The sequence below is a fragment of the Burkholderia sp. LK4 genome (genome assembly GCF_001043615.1).
Classification (GTDB): domain Bacteria; phylum Pseudomonadota; class Gammaproteobacteria; order Burkholderiales; family Burkholderiaceae; genus Burkholderia; species Burkholderia cepacia.
Genome location: NZ_LDUL01000018.1, coordinates 155,495 through 180,274, shown reverse-complemented (window position 1 = coordinate 180,274; position 24,780 = coordinate 155,495). Strand labels below are relative to the sequence as shown.

The following is a 24,780-nucleotide window of genomic DNA, read 5'->3' as shown; positions in this document are numbered from 1 at the left end:
TGACCGTGATATCCGCAGGATCTCGATGTTTTCTTACAAAACTGACGAATGAAGGTTGGCGATGCGGTGCAGGCGGCGCCCGGCGGATTTTCTCGTGTTAACTACCAATGAATCCCGAATTGTGAGATTCGTATAATTATCCCGTGTCGCTTCGACTGGCCGTGCGCATGCATGGCGCCGCCGATTACAGCCGCGAGCAACGCACGCGACTGCCGATGCATGTCCACCTACCGGGAGCGGTTCATGTCCGAGTCACCCCCTGCCGTCTTGTACCGCCGGATCGCGCTGCGCGTGATTCCGTTTCTGTTCGTCTGCTACGTCATCAACTTCGTCGATCGCGTCAACATCGGGTTCGCCAAGCTGCAGTTCCTGCAGGATCTCGGCTTGAGCGAAGCCGTGTTCGGCTCCGCGACGGCCATTTTCTTCATCAGTTACGCCGCCTTCGAGGTGCCGAGCAATCTGGTGCTGGCGCGCATCGGCGCGAGCCGCACGCTGATGCGCATCATGGTGCTGTGGGGCCTTTGCACGGTGGCGCAGATGTTCGTGACCGGCAGCGTGTCGCTGTACGTGGTGCGGTTTCTGCTCGGCGCCGCCGAGGCCGGCTTCTTTCCGGGCCTGATCCTGTACCTGTCGTACTGGTTTCCGGACGCGGTGCGCGCCCGTGTCAACAGCATGCTGCTGCTCGCCGTTCCGGTTGCTGGAATGATCGGCGGACCGCTGTCCGGCTGGATCATGGCGCACATGCAGGGCGTGATGGGGTTGCGCGGATGGCAATGGCTGTTTCTGATCGAGGGATTGCCGGCCATCGCGCTCGGGCTGGTTGCGCCGCTGATGCTGAGCGACCGGCCGGAACAGGCGGCATGGCTGTCGTCTTTGGACCGGCAGGCGCTCTTGCGCGATCTGGACGCCGAGCGGGCCTCGGCCGTGGTCGGCCATGACCGGGTCGGCGTTGTCGACATCGTTGGCAACGGTCGCGTGCTGGGGCTTGCCGCGATCTATTTCTGCATCTACGTCGGAATGGGGACGGTGACGTTCTGGTCGCCCACGGTGCTGAAGTCGGCCGGGGTGTCGAGCGTCTCCGGAATCGGCTGGTTATCCGGGCTGATATCGGTGTTCACGATGATCGGAAACGTGGCGATCGCATGGAGTTCCGATAGATTTGGTGAGCGCCGGTGGCATACGGTGGTCTGCATGCTCGTCACCGCGTGCAGTCTACTGCTCCTGCGCTTCTCGGTCGGCCACGTATGGATCACCGTGGCCTTGCTGGCGATCGCGCAGCTGTGCGCGTTCACCGTGCCGATCGTTTTCTGGACGATTCCGGCTGCACAACTGACGGGTCGCGCGGCGGCGGCGGGCATCGCGGTGATCAGCATGCTGGGTTCGCTCGGCGGCGCCTTCAGTTCGTGGCTGGTCGGCCTCCTGTTTGCGCGTACGGGGACGCCGCATGCCGGGCTCGGGGTGGTCGCGGGGCTGCTGGTGGTCGGTTCGGTGCTGGTGACGAGCCTGGTGCCGCGCACTCTGCCGCCGCGCCGCGCGGCGAGCGAACGGGCGTGTCTCCGTACAAGCCGGGGAGGTCGAGCGTGCTAGAGGACAAAGACGCAAGGCGGCTCGTTGCTCACGGGGAACGCATTCAAAAAAGTGGCGTGCTCGGAAAATCGTCGCAGATCAATCGTCTTTTCGAATTACTGCTCGAACGTTCGCTGGCCGACGCCGCACCGAAGGAAATCGAGATTGCGCAAACGGTCTTCGGCAAATCCATCGACGTGGATCTTGCCGCCGATGCGACCGTGAGGGTGCATGTCCACCGGCTACGGAAGAAACTCGAGGAACTGCCACCGGACGAGCATGGTGAACGCCTGGCCCTTCCGCGCGGGGAATATCGGCTCGTCGTCGTTCCGCCGGCTGCGGCCGAGGCAGACGAACGTGCCGCACCGCGCCGCCGCCTGCGACGCGGCGCCTGGATGTGGTTCGCAGGGGGCGCCGTGCTTCTCGTCGGGCTCAATCTGATTTGCTGGAACTGGTTCGCAGGCAATCCCGCCAGAGACGCTCGCCTCGAGACCAATCTCTGGAGTGCGCTGGCGGGGAGCCATATTCCGACTCTTGTCGTTTATGGCGGCGATTATGTTTTCGGCGAGCTGGATTCCGACAACGAGGTTTCCCGCCTGATACTCGACCCCCGAATTCACTCTGCGGATGAGTTGGGTCAGTACCGGTTGCGGACCTCGGGCGCGAATCAAAAATATATCGACTTGAATACCTACACCCTTCCTGAAGGTGTGGCGCCGGCTATGGCTGCCATTACTCCCATCATTGCGACCGCGCGAGCCGGTGAGCTGCCGTCGCTGCAATCCATCGCGATGTCGCGCTTCACCAACAACATGTTGCGGACTCACGATCTCGTCTATGTCGGTTTGCTGAGGAATCTGGCGGACCTGAAAGAACCGCTTTGCGATATCTCGGGTTTCTCTCTGTCGGACGACGGCGATACGCTTGTCGATCGGGCGAGCGGGAACCAGTTTCAATCCGACTGGGACAACCCTTCGACCGAGGGGATTATGCGCCGCGACTATGCATATATAGCCAGCTTTCCGGGCTCATCGGGAAATCATATCGTCGTTATTGCTGGCACCAGGGATCCTGCGCTCATGGAGGCGATACATGTTGCGTCGAGTAAATCCGAACTGGACAAGCTGAAGAAGAGTCTCGGCTCCGATAACACGTTCGAGGCACTGTATGAAGTCCGTACATTCGGACCGTCGAACGTCGGTAATAAGCCGGTCATTGTTCGCCATCTGAAGGTCGGCCAGATGTGGCCTGTAAGAGAAAGCGAGCTTGCGCCCAAGAAAGCCGGAGCCGGCGAACCCGCAAAACCAAAATAAAAAGTTGCGTTGCGTACGGTGATCCATGGAGCCGGTCCGGGCTCGAGATCGTGGTGAGCATGCGGGACGCACCTGTTTCGACGGCGATCCGGATGTGCTCTCGATGCCGCATCGAGATTGAATGCCCGATACCGCGCCGTCTTCTGTTTCTCTACCCGTTCCTCCCGTTTCAAGACGTCGTTATTTCGGCTGGGCCGAACCGGTGCGCGCCGCAAGCGAGCGGAGCAGATGAGCGGGCGGAATGCACGCCGGAGTCGATATGCCCGCGATACGCAGGCATCCGCGATGCGATGAAATCGGGTTTACCCCCGGAATTGCAGATGTCCGGTCAAGCGAAAACACCAAAAAAACGTTCGTTAACCGTTCGTCCACCGTTCGTTACTGGCCCGTGGGAGGGCGGCAGACCACCATGAACGCACTATCCCGACGGCCGCGTCTTCCTTCTGCGTCGAACAGGCCGCGGGCATAGACGGTACCTGGCAAGCGCGGCGTGCGCGACTCGCGGCCCTGCCCTGGCTCGTGACAATATGCAATCCCGGAGACGAAGATGCTAAATGAGATATGGAGCTCGGTTGCTGACTTTTATGACCCGACCATCGGAATGCTGCGGCAGTGGGCATGGGGCCTTCCGATTTATTTCGTGGTAGTTGCATGGGTCGCGTTCCTGGCAAGAAAAGAACGAGAGCCGGTGACGTTACGGGCGGTGGTGAGGTCCGTATTTCCGAAGGACCAGTACGATCACGCGTCGGCTCGCGTCGACCGATGGAACGGCATCATTCTTCTGGCGATCGGTTTTCCACTTTCTGTATTCGTCGCAATCAATGCGATATCGGTGGCGGACAATCTGGCGGGTTTTCTGGCGACGTATTTCGGGGCGAGAGCGCCTCTGATGCACACCGACTGGAAAATGGTTGCGGTTCAGTTCGCTATCTATTTTCTGGCTCTGGATTTTTCCGGCTACTGGGTGCACCGCTGGTGTCACGAGGTTCCCGTCCTGTGGCCACTGCACAAGCCGCACCATACGGCCGAAACGCTGACGCCATGGACGCTCTTTCGTCAACACCCGGTTGAATTCTTTTTTCTGAACACGATTCCGTCGTTTTTCGCCGGCGTGATGCTGGGCTTGCTGCTTTACGCCACCGGAACCGCTGTCAATCCGGGAACCGTGACCGTGATCGGAATTCAGGTGTACGTTTCCTTTTTTGTCGTCGACACGATGTCTCACGTACACGTGCACGTTTCGTACGGAAACTGGGTGAATCGTATCGTGCTCGCGCCTGTCATGCATAACCTCCATCACAGCATCGAGCTGCCGCATCGAGATAAAAACTACGGGGTGATTTTGACGGTATGGGACTGGATGTTCGGAACCCTTTATCTGCCGAAAAAGAACGAAACATGGCGCTGGGGGCTGAATGAAGTGGAGTTTGGGGAAAAAAATCCTCACAAAACCCTGCGAGGCTTCTATCTCGAGCCATTCGTTTCGTTCTGGCAGGGTTTGCTTCAAATCGGCGCTCGCCAGGATACCGTGACGCCGACCCACGAGTGAGTTTTCGCCGACGGGCGGATATCCAGGCCGCACGCACGACTCGATATCGAACAGAGTCGCGCGTGCTCGTTAAAAAATCACCTTTCTTGAATATGCCAAAAGTTACCTATATCGAAGCGAATGGCGACGAGCACGTCGTGGTCGCGCCGGACGGCGCCAATGCAATGGAGACCGCACTGGAAAATGGAGTGCCGGGTATCGACGGCTTTTGCGGCGGACAGGCCTCGTGTGCGACTTGCCATGTCTATGTCGACGAACCCTGGCTCGGCGTGACCGGCAAAGCCGATCCGGCGATCGAGCTTGCCCTCCTCGAGCCGTTGGGTGCGACGCAGGAGAACAGCAGGCTCGCTTGTCAGATCAAGTTGACACGAGAATTGCACGGCCTGGTGCTGAGAATGCCCGAGAAGCAAGGCTAGGCGGCTATCCCGAGCCTGTTCCTGACGGCTCGGCGCGCGTACTTCGACGGAGTACGACGGCGATGAACCGGGGTGCGAATGCGAATCTTCGTGTTTCGTGCCCGTTCGTGCGCGTTGTGCATCGACGGGTGCCGCGGCCGGTTCGGCGATCGGAGACGCGCTCGTGTGGGCGTATCCGATTGCCTGTCGGCGAGACACGCTCGTCATCCTCTTCAACGCATTCGGAGTCCGTACTGCCCGGCAAGTGATCCACCTCGTCGAACATCGTTCCGGCTGCGCGATTGTCGAAGCGACGGTTTGCCGGCGAACGTCGTCCTCGACAGCCGGTTCCGGTACGCACGCCGCACGCCGATCCGGTTCAAACCCGTGGATTGCCAGGGCGTTTCCTCGGGAGACAACTTTGACATCCTCACAAAAAGCGCCGCTCGTTATCGTCGGTGCCTCGTATGCCGGAACTCATCTCGCCGCGGCTGCGCGCGAACTGGGATTCGATGGACCTATCGTCCTGATCGGAGACGAGCCGCACGCACCCTACCAGCGCCCGCCTCTTTCCAAGGGCCTGCTCACGGGCAAGACCGGCATCGGCCAGCTCGCACTGCGCAGCCCGGATTTCTATACTGAACAATGCATCGATCTGCGCGTGGGGCAGCGCGCTACAGCGCTGGATCTGGCCGCGCGCCGCGTGCGGCTGGCGGACGGCGAGCATCTCGAATACGGCTGGCTTGCACTCGCGACGGGCGCGCGCTGCCGTCCGCTTCCGGTTCCCGGTGCTGAGCTTCAGGGCGTGCATCAACTGCGCACGCTCGACGATGCGCTGGCGGTGCAGCGCAGGCTTGGCCGTTGCTCGAGCGCGTGCATCGTTGGCGGCGGGTTTATTGGTCTGGAGGTCGCGGCCGCGCTGAGCTCGGCTGGAACGCGGGTTACCGTGGTCGAGAGCCAGACTCGCCTCCTCGCGCGCGCCTTTCCGGCGTTCATGTCGGACTATGTCGCGCATGCGCATCGCCGGCGCGGCGTCTCGCTGGAACTGGGCCGCAGCGTACGGGCGTTTCTGGGCCGTCAGGGTAGCGTCGAGGCAGTCCAGTTCGACGATGGCCGCACGTTGGATTGCGACTTGGTCGTAACAGGGATCGGCGTATTACCGAACACGGAGCTTGCCGATGCCGCCGGCATCGCCTGCGACGACGGCATCCTTGTCGATGCGTTGGGCCGCACCTCGGTGCGGAACGTACTGGCCGTCGGCGACGTGGCCAACATGACGCAGCCGCCTTTCCCGGGTAGTCCAGCCAGAATGCGGTTTGAATCTATCCAGGCCGCCAGCGACGGCGCGCGCGCCGCGGCATCGGTGCTGGTCGGTCGGCCTCAACCGCTTTCGGCCGTACCATGGTTCTGGAGCGAGCAGCACGACCTGAGATTCCAGATGGCCGGTCTGCCATCGTCCGGAGACCAGGTGGTGTTGCGCGGTGCACCCGCCAGCGATCGCTTTACGGTGTTCTACCTGCACGACGGTGCGATGGCGGCTGCGCATTCCGTGAACCGGCCGTCGGACCACGTGCTGGCGCGCAAGCTGATCGCCCAGCGATCGCGTATTCCCGCTGCGACGCTGGCCGACCCGACCGCGGATCTCAGATCCATGATCGACGCCGGACAGGTGAATTGACCGTCATTTTCGGGGTACACCAAGCGCCTCGCGCACGCGAGTCACCGGTCGTATGTCGGCCATCACGTGAATCCGCGTGCGCTCCGGCAGCGGATTCGGTCGCGGAAGATGACGAGCAGGGTGGTGGCCGCAGCCGTCGGAATGGGTGCGAGGCACCCTGCATCGCGGTCGGGCTCGGTGATCGGACCGCGCCGGCTCGTCCGGCTTCTATCCGTCGTTCCGAACCGGTCTTTTGGTATGCGAAGGCAACTCGCCGAAGAGTGCCAGGTAGTCCTCGGCGAAATGGCTCAAGTGGAAGAATCCCCATCGGGCGGCGGCGTCACCGATCAGGAGTTTGGATGGATGCGTCGACATCAGGCTCCGACGCACGCCGTTGAGCCGCACGGACCGAAGGTAATTCAACGGCGTCGTTCCGGTCACGGATCGAAAGCTGTTCTGCACGGTACGCCGGCTGACCTGCAGTTGCCGGCACAGCTCCATCACGCTGGGAACCTTGACGCTCTCGGACATGGTCAGGTGATGACATTTCTCGACGATGAAACTTTGGGTGGAACTGCCGTTGCGTTGGCGTAGATTGCAATCCGGGCTGCTGATCAGTCGAATCATTTCATGAAGAACGAATTGCTCGAACGCGCCTTCGTCATGCTGGATGGTGCCGCCTTCGTCGTCGACGAACGCCTCGGAAAATATCGCAAGCAGGCGACGGCGGCACGCGTTAAGGCGCTGTCTGGGCAACGTGATGACGGGTTGCTTGAGGAGCGTGTTGATCGCGTGGGCGTTCGCAACGGTCGATAGTGCCGATTCGAACATATCGCGATCGAAGTTGATCGAGAGCATGTCCATGCCCGTTGGCATATGAAACATGAACTCCTCGCCGCTACGCAGGAAGAGAACGCTGTTGCAGTCTGCCTTGCGGCCTTGCATGACGACCGGTCCGGACGCCGAAATCGGTATGGCGAAGCAAATCTTTCCCGACGGAGCTTCGCCGTGTTGAACGACGCGCTGGTTTATCCGTTCCCGGAAAAGGTGGCAGCGCGCGCTCGCAAGTTGCATCAGCGAGCTTTCGAGCGAACCCGCCGATATCTGGCTGTAGGTTTGATTCCAGTGCTTGATCGACGCGGCGTGGGCATTCACGTCATCAAATCGGTCGATGCTCTTCATGACAGGAAACCTCGACGGGGCGGCGAAGGACGTGCGTAGGGCGACTGATCGTTTTTTGGGCAGGAGAAATTCTGCGAACAAATCGTGTGTTATCCCAGCGGGGGAAACCCGCGGATGTCGAGCCGGGACGCGCGAGCCCGTCCGCCGGTCCGATGACTCCGTCAAGTTCGGCGTGTCGAGGCGCCGTAAGCGGTTGCGACTGCTACGAAGTCCGATGTCGGCGATGCGATGTGCGGCGGGGTGATCGAAGATTGCGCTAGAAATTCGCGACGATCATCAGGTTGGCATAGAAGTTTGCGGCCGCGCTGCCGGTCTGGTTTCCGCCGTTTGCAGCGTATTTTCGCGGTTTGTAGACACCGAAGTTCGGGGAAAACTGGAGATGCTTGGTCAGAGCCCAATCCAGATAGAGTGTCAGCTCGGACGCGTCGAGATCGAGGGTCGAGCGATTGGACAACGTCCGGAAGTTGAAATACATCAGGGTCACGGTAAATTTTTCGGACGGGTGGACTGTGAGCCCGACGTCATGGATGCGCGTATTGAAGTTGTATGAAAACGAATAGTTGGATGCGATTTCACCCTGGTAGCGATCGCCGAATCCACCCTGGAACAGCGAGTCGAAATCCTTCGAATAACGCGTGTAGCGATAGCTCAACGACGGCTGCCACCGGACATTCCGGAACGTATATCCGGCTTCGGCATACCACCCGTTGTCGTTGCCGGATCGTTTGGTTTGGTATGCATATTCGAACGCGAAGTGCGTATTGGGGATCCCGGCGTCACCGTCGCCTCGAATGCTGTACGTGTTCATCCCCGGGCGATCGAGGCGGCTTGGGGTACTGACATATCGCTTGTCGATGCTGATGCCATGGACAAAGGTGAGCCCGAGCGTTCCCGGCTGGGCCGTATAGTCCAGGGTGCCTACGGCCAGCTCGGTATCGGCTTGCAGATGATTGTTCGATTTGAGCCAGATTGCGCTTCCATGCCATCCGGTGTCGCCGCCCAGTCGCAGCACTGCGGTTCGCGAGAAAGCCACGCGCGATGCCAGATAGTAAGCGCCGCCGCGATCGTAGCGGCCGTCGTCCACAGCTCTGCCGGCACTGACTTTGTCTCCTTTGATCAGGAAACCGGAGCCCACGTTGACGTACTGGCTGCCGGCGGAAATATCGATGCCGTCCTTTCCCAATGCAGGAATCGAGTCGCCGGATTTCCAGCCGAGGTAGGCGTCCTCGAGCGCGTTGCGGCGTTCGCGGCCGGTCGTAAAGCCGCCGGGGTCGCCGTCGCCCCACGTGGCGGAGCCGAGAAGACTCACGGCCCCGTAGATCGACCCTGCGCCGGGGATCGCCGTGCCGCCGCTCAAGCCATACTTCAGATAGCCTTCCTGCCATCGGGTTGCGCCCGGACGGTCGATATAACTGCGCTGGACACTGAAGAACCCGTAGCCCACGCTCAGATTCGCGTCGATGTTCGTGCTCCCGTCGTTGTAGAACTCGTATGCGCTTGCAGGCGACGGAAATGTGCCGATGACGATCAGCGCCGAAAACAAAATTCGGATAACGGAATACATGGAATTGTCCTGAAATGTGCGGCGCGCTGGAGTTTTTCTGCACACGGTGTGCCCTGCGCAGCGCGCGCTGTCGACGGGAGATGGCGCGTCATTGAAGTCGTCACGAGCACCGCGAATCGCGGGTTCGAGTGTTCAGTCGCGATGCCGTGAGGTGGTAGCCCAAATCAGCACAAAGTACGAGGGTCGGGTGCAGGCGGCGATGCGAAACGTGGCGGCGCAATCGAGCCGTTGCCGTTGGCGGTTTCCTTTCGCGAGGGTATTCCCCCGGTTCCGTATGGAGTTGCCATTTCTGGATAAACCGCTGTCTGGAGACGCTGTTTAATGACTTGCGTCGAGCCGCCGACGAGTGTGATCCCCTGGTCGACCGTGCAGCGGGATGGCGGCGTGGCGAACTGGAATCGTGGGGGCACCGCGCCGCATGAAGGAAAAGCCCGTGCGTGAATACCGCTCATCAGCGAATACGAGATACCGGAAACGGAAGGGTGGCGCTTTCGTCGCAGCGTGGCGCGGGATGCCCGAAAGACATTCGTGAAGCGACGCCGTGGGGCACGTGTTTCGCGCAGTGACCAGGCTCATCAACAGTGGAAACATTCACATGCACCGTCTGATAGAGAAAACCCGATACGTTGTCTTGATGGGAGTTTGGATCGTGGCAGGTACGGCCGCACCGGTTCGCGCGGAGGTCCCGCAAATGCCCACCGTCGTCGAAGTTCCACCCTCCGGTAAGCTGCCTCTGTCGTCGGCTTCCCGCCCTGGAACCGAATATATCGATCTGGCCAGATACGGGTACACCGAGAAGGAATACTACCTATCCGGTATCGCCCCGGTCATTACCGCGACGGGGAAGACGATGTTCCAGGCGCCGTACCTGACACGGATTCTCGTCCGCGCACCGACCGACCCGGCCCGCTTCAATGGAACCGTGATAATCGAGCCGTTCAGCTGGTTCGGAGAGCGCGGCGCCGGCTGGATCCTTACCCGGAAATATCTGCTGAGTCGCGGATACGCCTACGTGGGATACACGCTCAATAGCAACAAGCCGGCGGTCGATCCGAAGTTCATATCGGACACGCCGAAGGAGCAGGCGGGACAGATCGCGTTGTATGGAAACATCGTCAATTTCGACTTCATGCGTCGCTTCGACTACGCGCGTTATGCGCCGCTGGGCGTGTATTACGATCCCGAGCATTTCGTGTTGGGCAACGTGCCGGACCCTTTCATTCCGCAATCGCAAGGCATCGGTGCGCAATTGGCGCTGATGCTGAAGTCCGATATGCCGCAAAGTCCGCTCGCGCCACTGAAGGTTCGGCGGGTCTATGTCGATAGTTGGGCCGTGACGGCGCAAGTATGGATGGACTATCTCGACCAGGGGCGTCACCAGCAATGGCGGATGCCTGACGGTCGTCCTTTGATCGACGCGTACATGGCGGGGCGCATGGCCTATGGCGAGGTGGGGGGCGAATCCATTCGCGTTCCGCGCAAGATGCCGGACGACGCACCGTTCGTGACGGTCTTCAGCGAATCCGAATTGATGCACGATGTGCTCGCCGGTATTCCGCTGCCGCCGGACACCGACAGCCCCAAGCTTCGTTATTACGAAGTGACGGGCATGCCGCACTTGCGAAAGGCCGATCTCGGCACGGGTGAGAAGGAGTGGGTGGCCGCCGATATCGGCAAGGGTAACGATCCGCGTTGCCGAACGCTCTATGACGAGCCGGTGGAGGACGTCGTATCGGCAATCCTTGACGGGATGGATAGATGGGTGCGGAACGGCGAGACCATGCCGAAGGCGCCGAGGGTCGTCCGCAACGGAAAGGCCGTGGTGCGCGATCTGGTAACTGGAAACATGGAGGGAGGAGTCCGTCCACCCTGGATTCAGGTGCCGTCCGCGACCTACATGACCGACCAGGAAACGGGTTGCGGTCTGATCTACGACACGAAGATTCCGTATTCGAAAAGCAAGATGAGAAAGTTGTACGGAAATTACCAGAACTACGAGCAGGAATTCGAGGCGGCGAAAGCAAAGTCGATCAAGGAGCGTTATCTCCTGCCGGACGATGCTGCTACGCTTCGGCCGATTGCGCAACCCGGGGACTTCTAGCAGGCTGTTGAAAAACGCCTCGTTGTGACGACCGAGGCGCTACTTAAATGGGTTTCGTATGCAATTGGCCGTTGAGTCGCTGGCGGATCGTGCCGGATGCCCCGCTTGTCAGCGGGCCAACCGACGCGTTGCCGCGCAACGGCTGCGCAGGAGCGGCTCGCCGTTCCACTCCCAGCGGCATCGATTCCCGTATTCGAGCTATTCGAGTTAGGTTGCTCGCCAGCATCGTCAGCTTGAAGTGCTGGTCGACCCGTTTGATGCCGCGATACGCGGACTGCCAAATCCGGCCGACGGTCTTGCACCAGCCAAAGTGCTCTTCGATGCGCTTGCGAATCACTTGGCTGATGCCATTACCGGCGTGTCGCGAGGTGCGGCCGTCGATCGTGCAGGCACCTTGAGAAGTCTGATCGAGGTCGCGAATCACACCGGGACGAGCAATCCCGGCTTGATCGTCGCAGCCGATCCAGTGACGGAGTCGCGCTACAGTCACCACCAATTCGTGACGGGGTATACCGGGATGAGGAAGAGACGTAACGGGTGCAGACCATGGTCTGCACCCGTTTTCATTTTCCGTTGACCTTCCCGTATCTTCCCGGCCACTGACCAGGCTGATCGGGAGCGTGGAAACATGCACTTCCCATCTTCTTGTCATCGTTGAAAATCATTCAATCGCAAAGCCAATTATCAAGATCGACCGGGGGCAACAAAATACGACATCGCACCCTCGTACAGGCATGAGCCATGCATTTCGACCACGCCACCATCGTTACCGATGATATCGACGGTACCCGTTGCTTTTTCGATGAGGTTGTTGGTCTCGACACCGGGCCCCGACCGCCGTTCAGCGTGGACGGCTATTGGTTGTACCTCGATCGTCACCCGATGATTCACGTTACGCGCGCGACGCTTCCTGCGCAGAAAGCTCGTAGCACACCGCGTATCGATCATATTGCGCTGCGCATCGACGCGCGCCGCGAATGGGAGGCATTGATCGAGCGGCTGACCACCAGACGGATCGACTACACATTGAGCGACGTGCCGCTTTCCAACGAGCGACAGCTGTTCGTGTCCATTGCGCCGGGCGTTTGCGTCGAGTTCGTGACGACACTCGCAAGCAATGATCAAGGCGATATCAAGAATGCTTGAATCGGTATGTCGGACTGTGACGCGTAGTTCGAAGGCTGGCGTAACGTGACAGAGGCGGTGCATGCAGAGGGCGGGCGCATCTTTGTACAGCTTTGGCGTGCAGGCAGGATGTCGCACCCGACTTTCCACTATGGTGCGTTGCCGGTAGTGCCATCGGCGGTGGCGTTCGAAGGACAGATTCTTAACGGAGGAAACGGGCGATGAAACTCGATGATCAAAGGGTGTTGGTGGTTGGCGGAAGCTCCGGGATAGGTGAAGCGACCGCACGTGCATTTGCGGAGGCCGGAGCGACAGTGACGATTGCATCGCGCGATGCGGCCAGGCTGGCGGCGAGCAAAGACAGGATCGGTTATGACGTGAGCACCGGCGTGATGGACATTACCGACGACGCGAGCGTACGTGCATTTCTCGATTCGGCGGGCGAATTCGACCACGTTGTCGTATCGGCCGCCCAGACAGCCACGGGTTCGGCGCGTGGTCTGGAGCTTGATGACGCCTACGCGGCGATGGACAGCAAGTTCTGGGGAGCGTATCGCGTCGCACGGGCCGTCCGCATTCGGCAAGGCGGTTCCCTGACGTTTGTGTCGGGCTTTCTGAGCGTGCGGCCGAGCAAGAATTCGGTCTTGCAAGGCGCGATCAACGCAGCGCTTGAATCGTTGGCGAGAGGCCTTGCGCTCGAACTTGCACCGGTACGTGTCAACACGGTATCCCCGGGCCTGATTGCGACAGCTCTCTGGTCGAAGATCGATGCGGAAGCGCGCGACCGGATGTACGAAGGCGCGGCGGCGCGATTGCCGGCCGGTCGAGTTGGACAACCCGAGGACGTCGCGAACGCTGTGCTCTACCTCGCGTCGACTCCTTATGCGACGGGTTCGACGGTGCTGGTAGACGGTGGTGGCGCGCTCGCGTAGCACCCTGCGCCGGGACAACCCGGGCGCGCATGGATCGTACCGATAGTCAGTCAGTTCCCGTAGCTTCAACTGGTACCGCGCGTCCGCGTTTTCGCGGAACTCCTTCGCGAATCGCTCACGTCCGCCCGGAGTCGGGGCGAAGGGGAGTATCCGCCTCCTGAACAGCCGTTCCGCCTACGCCACGGGCGTGTTCAGGATGCCGTCAGCGCCGTCGAATACGTGGACGGCGGGACGGCTCCGACATGCGTACCGAATCGTCGTCTGGCGTTTCCAGGCCGGACGAACGAATCGTTTGCAACATCGCTTCTTCAAAACGTTCCATGGCGGGTGTAAAGGTCCTGCCGCGGCGCCAGCGCAACGCAGCGATGCGCGCCAGGCCGTCGTCCGAGATAGTCGTCGTTTCGATTCGCGAGCCGGCCTGCACTGCCAGCGGGCTCGCGATTGTTGCGTAGTCGGCATGCTCGACGAGCCGTATCAGCGAATCGACATTGGCAGCCTCTACGCGAACGTTCAGCGCAATGTTTGCATTCGCGCATGCGGCGTCGATTTGCCCGCGCATGGCGAATGTCCGATTCAGCAGCGCGAGCGGCTGGGGCGCAACTTCTTGCAGGCTGACGGTCTTTCCGGCCCTGCGACGGGTAGATCGCCGGACGAGCGCCAGCCGTTCCGTGAACAACGTTCTCTGCTCGATGTCCGCATTCGACAAGTGAGAGAACGACACGCCGATATCCAGTTCAGTTTCGATCAGCCCTTGATCGATCGCCGGGGCCGGGAGTTCGTGAACGGACACGCGTAGCTGAGAATGCCGGGCGAGTAGCGTCGATATCGTCGGTATCACGAGCGATCTTGCGTAGGTGTCGATCGCACCAATGCGCAATGTGCCGTGAACTTCGAGCGAGCGGTTCCGGACGTTGGCAAGCGTCACGTCGAGTTTTTCCAGGATCGGCTCGACTTCCGCGAACAGGTCCGCACCCGCTTGAGTGAGCAGAATGCCGCGACCCACCCGATCGAACAGCGTCACGCCGAGCAGATCCGCGAGCTCACGGAGGTGCTGCGAGAGTGCCGATTGAGTCAAATGCAGCCGCGCTGCCCCGCGGGTCACACTGCCTGAGCGTGCGACCGCAATGAAGCTGCGCAGCAGGCGAAGATCGATGGCTGAATACATAACAGGGGCTAATGAATCGATGCGTAAAACATAAATTTACATCAGGTGATCCGAATCCTAACCTCTCACCCACGCATTCTTTCAACAGAGGTGAAGACATGCCGCACCTGATCATCGAATCCACGCCCGGGATTGCGAGACTGATCGATTTCCGATCCTTGACGAGTACGTTGCACGAACGGCTCGCGGCACAAGGGCATGCTTTGCTCGCCGAATTGAAGAGCCGCACCTATACGGCCGAACAGTTCTTGTCCGGAGATGATCCGACAAACGAATTCGTCGTCGTCAGGCTGTTGCTGACGAAGCCCAGGAGCGAGCCGGTACTGCACGAAATGGGGAGGCTGATTCACGACGTCGTGCGAGACGACGTCGAGCGTATCCAGCCGGCGTTCGGCTGGCAGAGCTGCGTACTCGTCTGCGATTTCAGCGGCGCGCCGTACATCAAGACCGTTCGTGACGGGACCCACGCCGGGACGGGTGCTTCTGCATGACGTGGCACGTGCTAACAACAATTCATGGAGACTGAAATGGACATCATGCGCAGCACCGGGTGTGAGACACCCGACGAACGAAAAGCAATCCCGGCACACTCGTCGCCTGCGGATCTCGACGCACTTTATCGACGCATCGGTTGGAAGCTGATGCCGTTGCTTCTGGTGGCTCAGGTTCTTGCGTATCTCGACCGGGTTAACGTCGGAGCCGCGAAACTGCAGATGGCAGGTGATCTTGGATTGAGCGACACCGTCTACGGTATCGGCGCGGGCATATTCTTCGTCGGCTATTTCTTGTTCGAAGTACCGAGCAACCTCATGCTGCATCGTGTGGGCGCGCGCGTGTGGATTGCCCGCATCATGGTGACCTGGGGGATCGTTTCGGCCGCGGCGGCGTGGGTACATTCTCCCGCCACTTTCTATCTGCAGCGGTTGATCCTTGGCGTAGCGGAGGCCGGATTTTTCCCTGGCATCGTGCTGTACCTGACCTACTGGTTTCCTGCTCACCGGCGCGGCCGGATGACGACGTTGTTCATGAGCGCGACGGCGGTCGCAGGCATTGTCGGCAACATGCTGTCGGGTTGGATCATGACGAATCTCGACGGATTCGCGGCGCTGTCCGGATGGCAATGGACGTTTGTAATTGAAGGCTTGCCGACGGTCGTCGTGGGTCTCGCCGTGCATTATCTGCTACCGAGCCGCCCGAACGATGCCCGCTGGCTGTCGCCGGAAGAGGCGGATGCGGTGTTGCGAGGCCTCGATGTCAGTGCAGGTCGTGCCGGGAAGGCGCAGCGCGCATCCAGATTGCCGGCATCGGAGATGGTGTTGCTGACGACGATTTATTTCCTGCTTCTCGTCGGTCTGTACGGAATCGGCTTTTGGCTTCCGACGCTCGTGAAGGACACGGGTCTGACGAAACTGTCATGGATCGGCGTTTGCAGTGCGATTCCGTATTTGATCGCGGTGCTGGCGATGAATATCGGAGCACGTAGCGCGGACCAAGCGGGTAACTGGGCGGCCTATGTCGTAGGCGGCGCCGGTGTGGCATCGGTTGGTTTCATTTTGAGCGCATCGTTCAGTGGCGCTCTGCCGGCAGTGATCGCGGGGCTTTCACTCGCCGCTGCGGGTACGCTGACCGCATTGCCTTTGTTCTGGCATCTGCCGACCATGCGATTGACCGGCACGGCCGCGGCAGCGGGGATCGCGACGATCAATTGTTTCGGAAACCTTGCGGGCTTCGCCGGACCGATCGCGTTCGGGTGGTTGAAAGACCGTCATCACGATGCGATCGGGCCGACCATGTTGCTGGCACTGAGTGCTTTGGCGGCTGCGTTACTCACCGTCATTTACCGGCGGGTGGCGAGGCATTGAAGAGACGCATGCCGAGTTTGCCTGACCTGTCTCGGTGAGATCCGAATTTTTTGGTCTGGATTGAAAGTCTATTCATTTCAAGGCCCATTTTCAAAATATGGGCGTTTGCCGAGAATTCATTCCACGCGCACGGTTTTGGCGCGACATTCAATATCTGTTCATTCGTCATCGTGCACCGCAATGCGGTGACAGAGACGCGCTTGTGCGTCGTGAGGAGTTCAACTATGGCAATTCAGGTCGATCAAACGGATCGTGATTCAGTCAATCGGGCGCCGGATCAGCCGACGCGTCGTTCCTTCCTGACCAAGGCCGGTGTCGGCGCGGGTGCTTTCGCCGTCGGTGCGATGCTTCAAACGGCACAGGTCGACGCGCAAACGAGTCATTCCCAATCGAACGCGGTCGCTGCGCCCGGGCGGGGAGAATTCTGGCCTGACGGCGCGCGGCTGGTCATTTCAATCTCGATGCAGTTCGAGGCGGGCGGGCAGCCCCCGAAGGGGGCCGACAATCCGTTCCCGAAAGTCGATTTCCCGGCGAGTGTCCCCGCCGACCTGGCCGCCGAAGCGTGGTTTGCGTATGGATATCGCGAAGGGATTCCCCGGATGCTGGATCTCTGGGATCGTCACGACGTGAAGGTGACGGCTCATATGATCGGCGAGGCGGCGAAGCGGCATCCGGAGATTGCCCGCGAGATCGTGGCGCGTGGCCATGAAGCTTCGGGCCACGGGCCGACGTGGAACTCGCAGTACGCGATGTCGCGGCCACAGGAACGCGAGTTCCTGATCCAGGCGCGATCGATGGTGGAAGAGGTGACCGGTCAACGCCCGATCGGCTACAACGCGAACTGGCTGCGACGCGGCCCGAACACGTTGTCGTTGCTGCAGGAGCTCGGCTACGTGTATCACATCGACGATACGAGCCGTGATGAGCCGTTCATCGAAAAGGTCAACGGCAAGGATTTCGTTGTGGTTCCGTACACACTGCGCAATAACGACATCCTGCTGGTCGAGGGTCGGAATTACTCTCCGGAAAAATTCCTCGAACAGATCAAGTTCGATTTCGATCAGCTGTACGAAGAGGCGGGATCGCGTCGACGCATGATGTCGATCAGCGCGCATGACCGTATCAGCGGAACGCCGCAGATGACACGTGCATGGGACGCGTTTCTTCGTTATGCGAAGAGTCATCCCGGCGTTGCGTTCATGCGCAAGGACGACATTGCACGGTTCGTCCTGAAAAGCCCTATTACGGTACGCGAAAGCGAGACGATCTAGGGTACTGCCCGAGCGGCTGCGCACTGATTCGATCGCGCAGCACGCATTCCCGCTTGAACATTCAAAGTCGCGTCATTTCCGGATTCATTTCGTTTTTCGAACACACCGCACAGGAGCCTGACATGAAAACCAGCACCGTCGTTTCCGCCGTTTCCCGTATCGCGTTGGCCGCCGCCACAGCTGCTGCCGCATTGCCTGCCGTTTCCGCCACCGACGACAATCTCGTACAGCCGAAAACGCTGATTATCGACAAGAGTCTGTCGAAGCATCAGGCCGAGCAACAGATCCGTGCGGCACGTCTTTACGATACCTTCTGGAGCACGGGTGACGAGGCACAGGCTCGCGAGGCGCTGGCGGCCGATTTCACCGACCGCACTTTGCCCGCCGGCCGGCCGCAGGGCATCGCGGGGCCACTTGCGGCATCGAAGGGTTTCCATGGTGCCGTGCCGGACGTTCGCGCCGAGGTCGAACAGATGATCGTCGCAGGCGACCGCGTCATCACCCATCTGCACTTCACCGGTCACTTCACGGGCAGCTTCAACGGCGTGCAGGGAAAGGGGCAGGCGGTCGACTTCATCGCGACGGACATCTATCGCGTTCGCGACGGCAAGATCACCGACAACTGGCACCTCGAGGACAATCTGACGTTCCTCCAGCAACTCGGCGTGGTCGCCAGGTAAATGGGCATGGGGCCGACCCCGCCGGTCGGCTTTTCCTGATGCGATCCGCATCGCGTTACCATGCCGGGGCCCACGCGGGGCATCGCGCGGCACAACCCATCATTATTTTCGCGTGACGCGATCATGGACAATCTCGGTGATATTCGCCTCTTCGTTGAAACGGCAAGCCAAGGCAGTCTCTCGGCTGCCGGCAGAAAGCTCGGCCTCTCCCCCGCCGCGGCGAGCGCCCGGCTCGTGAAGCTCGAGGGAGAACTCCATACTCAGCTGTTCGAGCGGTCGACCCGCAAGCTGCGCCTCACCGACGAAGGTCGCCTGTACCTCGTACATTGCCAGCATGCGCTGCAAACCCTGGAAGATGCGCGCGCTGCATTGCAGGCCGGACGGGCGTCGGTGAGTGGGGCGTTGCGCGTGTCGGCGACGTCCGATTTCGGACGCACCGTGCTACGTCGATGGCTCGACGAATTCAACGAACGCCACCCGAACGTCACGCTGACGCTGGTCCTGTCCGATTCGCTGTCACATTTGCTGCAGGACGACATCGATCTCGCGATCCGCTTCGGTGTGCCGGCCGACAGTTCGATGGTCGCCAAGCGCATGGCCGACAATCGCCGTGCACTATGCGCGTCGCCCGACTACATTGCCGCGCACGGCATGCCGAACCATCCCGACGATTTGCGCGAACATCGGTTCGTCGTACTTTCTTCGGCAGCGGGCGCGGCGAACAACTGGCGTTTCGCGCGCGACGGCGAGACAGCATTGTTCACGGCACCGCTCGACAGTTCACGTCAAACGAACGACGGTTCGCTTGCCCGCGAATGGGCGATAGAGGGTCGCGGCGTGGCCATGAAGTCGATCTGGGACATCGGCGCAGATCTGCAGGCCGGGCGGCTGAAACTGCTCCTGCCGGAGTGGCGTTGCCCGGACGTGCCAGTGAACGCACTCTTTCAGCGCACGCATTATATGGCACCGCGCGTGCGCACATTGCTCGACTTCCTCGAAAAGCAGTTCTCCGAAGCATCCGAGGCGTTGGCGCCGTTTCTGAGATAGATCGCCCTTATCGGCGGCTATCGGTTTGACCTGTATGCGCGCAGATCCTTGCGGCCAGTGAGCGAGTCGCGGGGAGAGCGGCGGCACTCATGGTTTCGAGTTGTTTCTGTCGTGCCGGAAATGCCGCGAATGCTCGTCGCTTGTTCAGGGTGACCTGGACCCATCACGTGTGGGCCAGGCGCGAGGCATCGCTTCACGGAATGTCCGCTCGCCGTCTTCGTACGGCTCGGGAAGAGACGATCCGCTACTCGACGACACGGAGCCGGGTTCGACGCGACGCTCGCCGTTTTCCTCGCAGCCGGACACGACCAAGGTGATCCGGCATGCACGGGACTGTCAGCGAGCGCCGATTTTGGGCCTCCCGTTACCGGTCGTACTCGAAGGACTCGGTGAAGAGCGTGTCGACCGGATCGGACCAGTTCAAATTCACGAACGAGAAGTCCGTGCTGCCGGTCCATCCGGCGACCGACGGAAACGCCACGCCCTGGTCGCCCGGCACGTTGAGCGTCGCCGCCGCGCCCGGCTGGACCGGCAACGCCGATGCCGAACCGTTGACGAACGTCGCCGCCGTCTGCCCGGCCGCGGTTGCGCGAATCTGCACGTTGCCGCGCTTGACGAACGGCAGTCCGGCCTTCGACGTCCATGCCAGCGGGAAGGTCGTGCCGCCCACGAATGTATCGGCCGTGCCCGGCGTCAGCTTGTCGCGCGTGGATTGCGCCAGCTCGTGCCACGCGTACTGGCGCAGCGCTTCGGGAAGCGGCGACGGCGTACGCAACCGAACCGTATAGTGTTTGGCTGGTGTCGACGTGTTGCCGTTCTGATATACGTCGATCGTATAGGCGCTGAACGGCTTGATGTCGGCCAGCTCGGCGGCACTCAGTTGCGGTTTCGCCCACGCGGTATTGTTGCGCGGCGCGTCGCCGGGCCACGTGAACTGGCCCTGGGTGGCCGGATCCTGCGCGACGCCGGCGAGGCGGAAATTGTTGCGGCACAGCGCATTCTTCGACAGCGCGGCAAGCTGCGCCGGCGTCTGCCCGCTCGCGATCTGCGCCCGGATGTTCAGGGTGTCGCAGGTGCCGCTCGACGGCTGCAGGAACACGCCGTTGCGCAAGCCCGGGCCGTTCACGATCGCGAAGTCCACGGCGGTACCGGTCGCATCGACAGCGCCCACCTGGAGGTTGAGCGAATCGACGAATGCATTGGTTCCCGTCGACGGGTTGGCCGGATTCAGCCAGTCCCATTTTTGTGCGTTCGCGTTCACCTTGGTCAGTACCGCGCGCTGATTGCCGACCACGCGCCAGCCGTTGTCGCCGCTCGTGAGACTGCCCGCCCGCACCGCCAGTTGCACGTGCTGCTGCATGCCGTCGCGAATGCCGTCACTGCGCGTCCACGCGAGCTTGACCCACATCGTGTCACCGGCAACGACGCGGATCACTTCCGGCAAGCTGAAGCTGGCGTTGTTCATTGCATCGTCGGCGACGATACCCGGCGTTCTGCCGGCCACTGCACCGAACTCCTGGTCGGCCGACATCCCGTTGTTGAGATATGCAGCCGGCACGCCGGCGTTCAGCGCACTCGCTGCAACGTCGTCCACGAAGATCCGGCCGCACGCCGCTACGCTGCCGCCCGTGCGCGCGGTGCCGGTCGAGCCGGCGAAGCACTGGTTGAGTGTGGTCTGCAATGCTGCCAGATCGCTGGCGCTCGGCAAATTCGACACGACCGCACCGTTGATGGTCGCGGCGGCCGGCAGGCTCGCCTTGTCGCTGGCCTGCGGCGCGACACCCGGTGCGAGCTGAAGCTGTACCGGCGTATCGCTGGACGCGCCTGCCACCGAGCTGATCTGGACGCCGCCATCCGGCAGCACGTTGACCTTCACCTGGTCGAGCAGCCGGTCGAGGCCCGGTGCGCCGGCGGTCAGCGGGCCGGAAATCAGGTCGACACCCGTATTGCCGGTCGCGGCCAGCAGGTCCGATAGCGCAGACGAATAAGCTTGCACGGTGCTCGCAACCGCCTGCGCGGTGACTTTGCTCTGCAGCAAGCCGGTGTCGGCGAGCAGCTTCGTCGGGTTGTCGCCGATGATCGTGGCGGCGATTGCGTTCGTGATCGGCGTGATGTTGATGGTCTGCGTGCCGGCTTTCGCGCTGAGCGCGATCAGCGTGGCTTGCGAATCGGCGACGTTGCCGTACGCGGACAATGCGAACGGCGCGCTCAAGCCCGTCACGGTGCAATGAAACGCGCCGGTCGACGCATCGGCCGGGCAGTCAACCGCTTTGCCGGTGGCGTCGACCAGCTTCACGGTGGAACCCTGCATCGCCGCGCCGGCGGCCGCGACCCCGCTGACCGTCTGTGCGGTTGGTTCGGCAGGCGACGAGGACGAACTGCTACCGCCGCCGCAAGCCGACAGGACGAGCACTGCAATACCGGATACGACAGGTGTGAGCTTCATTGTTTTTCCCCCGAGAGCCTGCTGGTTGATACGTGCCATATGCACTGCTGATGCACGCTGAATGGCCGGGATTCTCGCAAAGCCATTTTTTTTGATCATCATTCAGGTGGATGAAAATCAGGAAATAACATGGCACTGCATGCAAATAACCTGTGTTAGCCTGAAAACATTCGGTATTCGAAGCAATATCGTCAGACAAAATCAACATACGAAGATCGCGAAGCGACGGGGGGAACATGCACCGTGACCAACTCATCGGGGACCTCTACGAGGCCGCGCTGCATCCGGATGGTTTTCTCGAAGTCTTTCACCGGGTATCCGAAAGCCTCGGTGCAAATGTATTTCACATGTTCAGTTGGGACACCGCACGCAATGCGCCGAAATTCTCGATTTATTCTCCGCGCGCGGAATTCGACGAGATCGTCGCGCTCTACGACCAGTATTACGGCGCGCTCGATCCACGCCGAGGCTTCGTGGAGAATGCACCGCTAGGCGAATTCGTTTGCTGCCAGGATCACCTGACCGAGCGCGATATCGAACGCAGCGAATTCTTCCAGGACTATCAGATTCCGTCGGGCATTCGCTATCTGATGGGCATCCGGTTCGCCCGCCCCGGTAGCGACAACATCTTGCTCGGGCTGTTGCGCGCGCACGGGCGCCCGCCCTATTCACCGGAAGAGCGTGCGACGCTGACCGGCATGGCCGGGCATCTGCAACGTTCGATCAACCTGTGGCAGGACGCCAGGGTACTGCATCACGACGCGGCACTCGGTACCGAACTGATGGAGGAACTGGGCCTGTCCGTCTTCGCGCTGGACCGGCATGCACGCATCGTGTTCGTCAACAGGGCGGCCGAAGCGATGCTTCGCGCGGCCACCTGGATCAAGCTCGAGAACGGTCATCTTGGCGCGGTAAGTGCGCCTCAGAATGACGCGCTCAAGGCGGCGCTGGGGCGTGTCGCGAAAACCCGCAAAAGCGAGAGTCTGGCCCTGTCCAGCGCCGTGAACGCCGCGCACGAAGTCTTTCTGAGCATCGCCGCCTTGTCCGGACACGGGCGGCATGCCGTTCTCGGCGATGCGACGCTGCTGGTCACGGCCAGGCAACGTAGCGGGGCGCCGCTCGTCGCCGCGCAACAGCTACGGCAGGCGTTCGGCTTGTCGAGCGCGGAAGCCGCCGTCGCCGAAGCGTTGATCGGCGGCAAGACGCCGGACGAATGCGCGGCCAGCGCGGGCGTGTCGCTCGCGACCATTCGCACCCAGTTGCGCGCGATCTACGAGAAGACGCACACCCGGAACCAGGCCGAGGCAGTGGGGCGGATGCTCTGGGTGCTACCTCGGCATTCGCGCGGTGATTGATGCTTCGAAGCCGCTCGCCGGGTGGGGATAAGTCGCTTTCCGGCTCTGTGCGAGACCGTCGATCTCGCCGCAGTCGTGTGTCGCCTCGTTCACGGTGTAGTTGTAGTGGCACAGGATCTGCCCATTCTGGTCGAGCAGGTGGCGCCCGCGTCGCCAGCCGTGGCACGTTCTCGAACACGATGAGTTCCACCGGGTCTTCCTTCCGTGCTTCACACGTCTGCCAGATACGCCCTTACACGGCGAGGAGATGAACACGCAGTGCGGATGCTGGTTGCCGGCAGCGACATGGATGTCGGTGGCGGTCGCTTCGCCCCACGTTCAAAGCCGCGCGCGGAGCGCCGCAGCCCGCAGGGCGAGTATCGAACGGGTGACTACAACGCTTCGAGAACAGTCGCGATCCCTTGTCCGCCACCGATACACTGCGTGGCAAGCGCGTAACGACCATTGACACGGCGCAGTAGCGTCGCTGCCTTGGCCGTGATCCGTGCGCCTGTTGCGCCGAGCGGATGGCCAAGCGCGATTGCTCCGCCGTCGATATTGGTTCGATCGGGATGGATGCCGAGCTCGCGCATGCATGCGATCGCTTGCGAGGCAAAGGCTTCGTTGATTTCGATCACATCCATGTCCTCGATGCGCAAGCCGGCACGCGCAAGTGCCTTGCGGGTCGCGTGTACCGGCCCCATCCCCATGATTTCGGGTTCAAGGCCCGCAATTGCGGTCGATCGTACGCGGGCGAGCATGTCGAGCCCATGCTGTCGCGCGAATGCTTCCGACGTGACGAGTACGGCAACGGCCCCATCCGTCAAAGGCGAGGCAGTACCAGCCGTGACGGTACCGCCTTCCCCGAACGCAGGTTTCAGCGCAGCGAGCCCTTCGAGCGAAGTCTGCGGACGCAGACAAAGATCGCGATCGACCACGGTGCCATCGGGCGTGATAACCGGCACGAGCTCATCGTCCAGCCGACCTTCGGCTTGCGCACGTGACGCCTTGCGCTGAGACTCGACGGCGAACGCGTCTTGTTGCTCACGCGAAATAGCCCAGCGTGCCGCCACGTTTTCGGCAGTGACGCCCATTGGCGTGTACGCCTGGGTCGGAACGTCTGCATCGGGATGTTCTCTCGACGCGAAACGCGGATTCGGAGATGCCGACAAGCCGCCTTGCGGCACCATCGTCATGCTCTCGACACCGGCCGCGATGAACGCTTCGCCGGCACCGATGGCTATCTGTCCGGCCGCCATGTGGATGGCATACATCGACGAGCCGCAAAAGCGATTGACCGTCGCGGCACCGATTTGAACGGGCAGTCCGGCGAGCAGCGATGCGATACGTGCGACGTTGTCGCCCTGGGCTCCCTCGGGATAGGCGCACCCCATCAGTACATCCTCGATCAGGTGTGGATCGATTCCGCTGCGTCGGACCAGTTCGGCAAGTGCGACGGCGGCGAGATCATCCGGCCGCGTTGCGTGAAAGGGGCCCTTGCGTGCAAATGCGAAAGGCGTGCGCACATAACCAGCGATGACGGTACGATTCATTTCACAATTCTCCAGATATAGCCGATCAATAACGGCGG

The 24,780-nt window shown here is 61.2% G+C and carries 19 protein-coding genes and 2 pseudogenes; 14 read left to right on the top strand and 7 right to left on the bottom strand.

Annotation, left to right across the window (positions count from 1 at the left end; translation table 11 throughout):
• Window positions 1-219 precede the first annotated feature (219 nt).
• The 5 genes from VK92_RS10675 (at window position 220) to VK92_RS10655 (ending at window position 6,501) form a co-directional block, all read left to right on the top strand.
• Entirely contained in the window at window positions 220-1,587 is a 1,368-nt protein-coding gene (locus VK92_RS10675; RefSeq protein ID WP_226233783.1) for an MFS transporter, read from the top strand.
• Window positions 1,581-2,879: a hypothetical protein gene (locus tag VK92_RS10670; protein ID WP_131723232.1), complete on the top strand. Its 1,299-nt coding sequence runs from the start codon at window positions 1,581-1,583 to the stop codon at window positions 2,877-2,879. The genes VK92_RS10675 and VK92_RS10670 overlap by 7 nt, the downstream gene beginning before the upstream one ends.
• Window positions 2,880-3,426: 547 nt before the next feature.
• Entirely contained in the window at window positions 3,427-4,428 is a 1,002-nt protein-coding gene (locus tag VK92_RS10665) for a sterol desaturase family protein (protein ID WP_051392171.1), read from the top strand.
• A gap of 62 nt (window positions 4,429-4,490) precedes the next feature.
• Window positions 4,491-4,844, top strand: a complete 354-nt coding sequence (locus VK92_RS10660) for a 2Fe-2S iron-sulfur cluster-binding protein (RefSeq protein ID WP_021157738.1) — start codon at window positions 4,491-4,493, stop codon at window positions 4,842-4,844.
• 400 nt (window positions 4,845-5,244) lie between these two features.
• Window positions 5,245-6,501, top strand: a complete 1,257-nt coding sequence (locus VK92_RS10655; RefSeq protein WP_048027880.1) for an NAD(P)/FAD-dependent oxidoreductase — start codon at window positions 5,245-5,247, stop codon at window positions 6,499-6,501.
• A 207-nt stretch (window positions 6,502-6,708) separates the two neighbouring features.
• Here VK92_RS10655 and VK92_RS10650 read toward each other — a convergent pair whose 3' ends face one another.
• Together VK92_RS10650 and VK92_RS10645 are read right to left on the bottom strand one after the other, a co-directional pair.
• Complete coding sequence (locus VK92_RS10650) at window positions 6,709-7,662, bottom strand: helix-turn-helix domain-containing protein (RefSeq protein WP_048027878.1); 954 nt, start codon at window positions 7,660-7,662, stop codon at window positions 6,709-6,711.
• 256 nt (window positions 7,663-7,918) lie between these two features.
• Window positions 7,919-9,226 carry a hypothetical protein gene (locus VK92_RS10645; protein ID WP_048027877.1) on the bottom strand — a complete coding sequence of 436 codons (1,308 nt, stop codon included), beginning with the start codon at window positions 9,224-9,226 and terminating at the stop codon, window positions 7,919-7,921.
• Between the two features lie 691 nt (window positions 9,227-9,917).
• Here VK92_RS10645 and VK92_RS10640 point away from each other — a divergent pair.
• Entirely contained in the window at window positions 9,918-11,327 is a 1,410-nt protein-coding gene (locus tag VK92_RS10640) for an alpha/beta hydrolase domain-containing protein (protein WP_231616438.1), read from the top strand.
• A 169-nt stretch (window positions 11,328-11,496) separates the two neighbouring features.
• Here the strand turns inward: VK92_RS10640 and VK92_RS39780 are convergent.
• Window positions 11,497-11,724, bottom strand: a pseudogene (locus VK92_RS39780) (IS5/IS1182 family transposase); the annotation flags it as partial.
• Window positions 11,725-12,068: 344 nt separating this feature from the next.
• Between VK92_RS39780 and VK92_RS10630 the strand changes: the two are divergent.
• Window positions 12,069-12,473 (top strand): extradiol dioxygenase, encoded by a 405-nt coding sequence (locus VK92_RS10630; RefSeq protein ID WP_048027873.1) that lies wholly within the window; start codon window positions 12,069-12,071, stop codon window positions 12,471-12,473.
• 200 nt (window positions 12,474-12,673) lie between these two features.
• A complete protein-coding gene (locus VK92_RS10625; protein WP_048027872.1) occupies window positions 12,674-13,384 on the top strand; it encodes an SDR family oxidoreductase in 711 nt (236 codons plus the stop codon).
• Between the two features lie 202 nt (window positions 13,385-13,586).
• Here VK92_RS10625 and VK92_RS10620 read toward each other — a convergent pair whose 3' ends face one another.
• Window positions 13,587-14,549, bottom strand: coding sequence for a LysR substrate-binding domain-containing protein (locus tag VK92_RS10620; RefSeq protein WP_048027871.1), 963 nt, complete (start codon window positions 14,547-14,549; stop codon window positions 13,587-13,589).
• Between the two features lie 98 nt (window positions 14,550-14,647).
• Here VK92_RS10620 and VK92_RS10615 point away from each other — a divergent pair, with 98 nt between their 5' ends.
• The 5 genes from VK92_RS10615 (at window position 14,648) to VK92_RS10595 (ending at window position 19,409) form a co-directional block, all read left to right on the top strand.
• Entirely contained in the window at window positions 14,648-15,040 is a 393-nt protein-coding gene (locus VK92_RS10615; protein ID WP_048027869.1) for a 5-carboxymethyl-2-hydroxymuconate Delta-isomerase, read from the top strand.
• Window positions 15,041-15,085: 45 nt separating this feature from the next.
• The gene (locus VK92_RS10610) at window positions 15,086-16,411 is read left to right on the top strand and encodes an MFS transporter (RefSeq protein ID WP_048027934.1); all 1,326 of its coding nucleotides are present in this window, start codon (window positions 15,086-15,088) and stop codon (window positions 16,409-16,411) included.
• A 224-nt stretch (window positions 16,412-16,635) separates the two neighbouring features.
• Window positions 16,636-17,682, top strand: coding sequence for a polysaccharide deacetylase family protein (locus tag VK92_RS10605; protein WP_048027866.1), 1,047 nt, complete (start codon window positions 16,636-16,638; stop codon window positions 17,680-17,682).
• A gap of 122 nt (window positions 17,683-17,804) precedes the next feature.
• Window positions 17,805-18,362: an ester cyclase gene (locus VK92_RS10600; RefSeq protein ID WP_048027864.1), complete on the top strand. Its 558-nt coding sequence runs from the start codon at window positions 17,805-17,807 to the stop codon at window positions 18,360-18,362.
• A 123-nt stretch (window positions 18,363-18,485) separates the two neighbouring features.
• The gene (locus VK92_RS10595) at window positions 18,486-19,409 is read left to right on the top strand and encodes a LysR family transcriptional regulator (RefSeq protein ID WP_042973658.1); all 924 of its coding nucleotides are present in this window, start codon (window positions 18,486-18,488) and stop codon (window positions 19,407-19,409) included.
• Window positions 19,410-19,773: 364 nt separating this feature from the next.
• Here the strand turns inward: VK92_RS10595 and VK92_RS10590 are convergent, their stop codons facing one another.
• Window positions 19,774-21,855, bottom strand: a complete 2,082-nt coding sequence (locus VK92_RS10590) for a hypothetical protein (protein ID WP_048027862.1) — start codon at window positions 21,853-21,855, stop codon at window positions 19,774-19,776.
• Window positions 21,856-22,091: 236 nt separating this feature from the next.
• On the opposite strand from VK92_RS10590, the gene VK92_RS10585 reads away from it, so the two are divergent.
• On the top strand, window positions 22,092-23,210 hold the full coding sequence (locus tag VK92_RS10585; protein ID WP_048027860.1) for a helix-turn-helix transcriptional regulator: 1,119 nt from the start codon (window positions 22,092-22,094) through the stop codon (window positions 23,208-23,210).
• A 36-nt stretch (window positions 23,211-23,246) separates the two neighbouring features.
• Here the strand turns inward: VK92_RS10585 and VK92_RS42865 are convergent.
• Both VK92_RS42865 and VK92_RS10580 read right to left on the bottom strand, forming a co-directional pair.
• Window positions 23,247-23,525, bottom strand: a pseudogene (locus VK92_RS42865) (DNA cytosine methyltransferase); the annotation flags it as partial.
• A 56-nt stretch (window positions 23,526-23,581) separates the two neighbouring features.
• Window positions 23,582-24,742: a thiolase family protein gene (locus VK92_RS10580; RefSeq protein ID WP_048027859.1), complete on the bottom strand. Its 1,161-nt coding sequence runs from the start codon at window positions 24,740-24,742 to the stop codon at window positions 23,582-23,584.
• Window positions 24,743-24,780 lie beyond the last annotated feature (38 nt).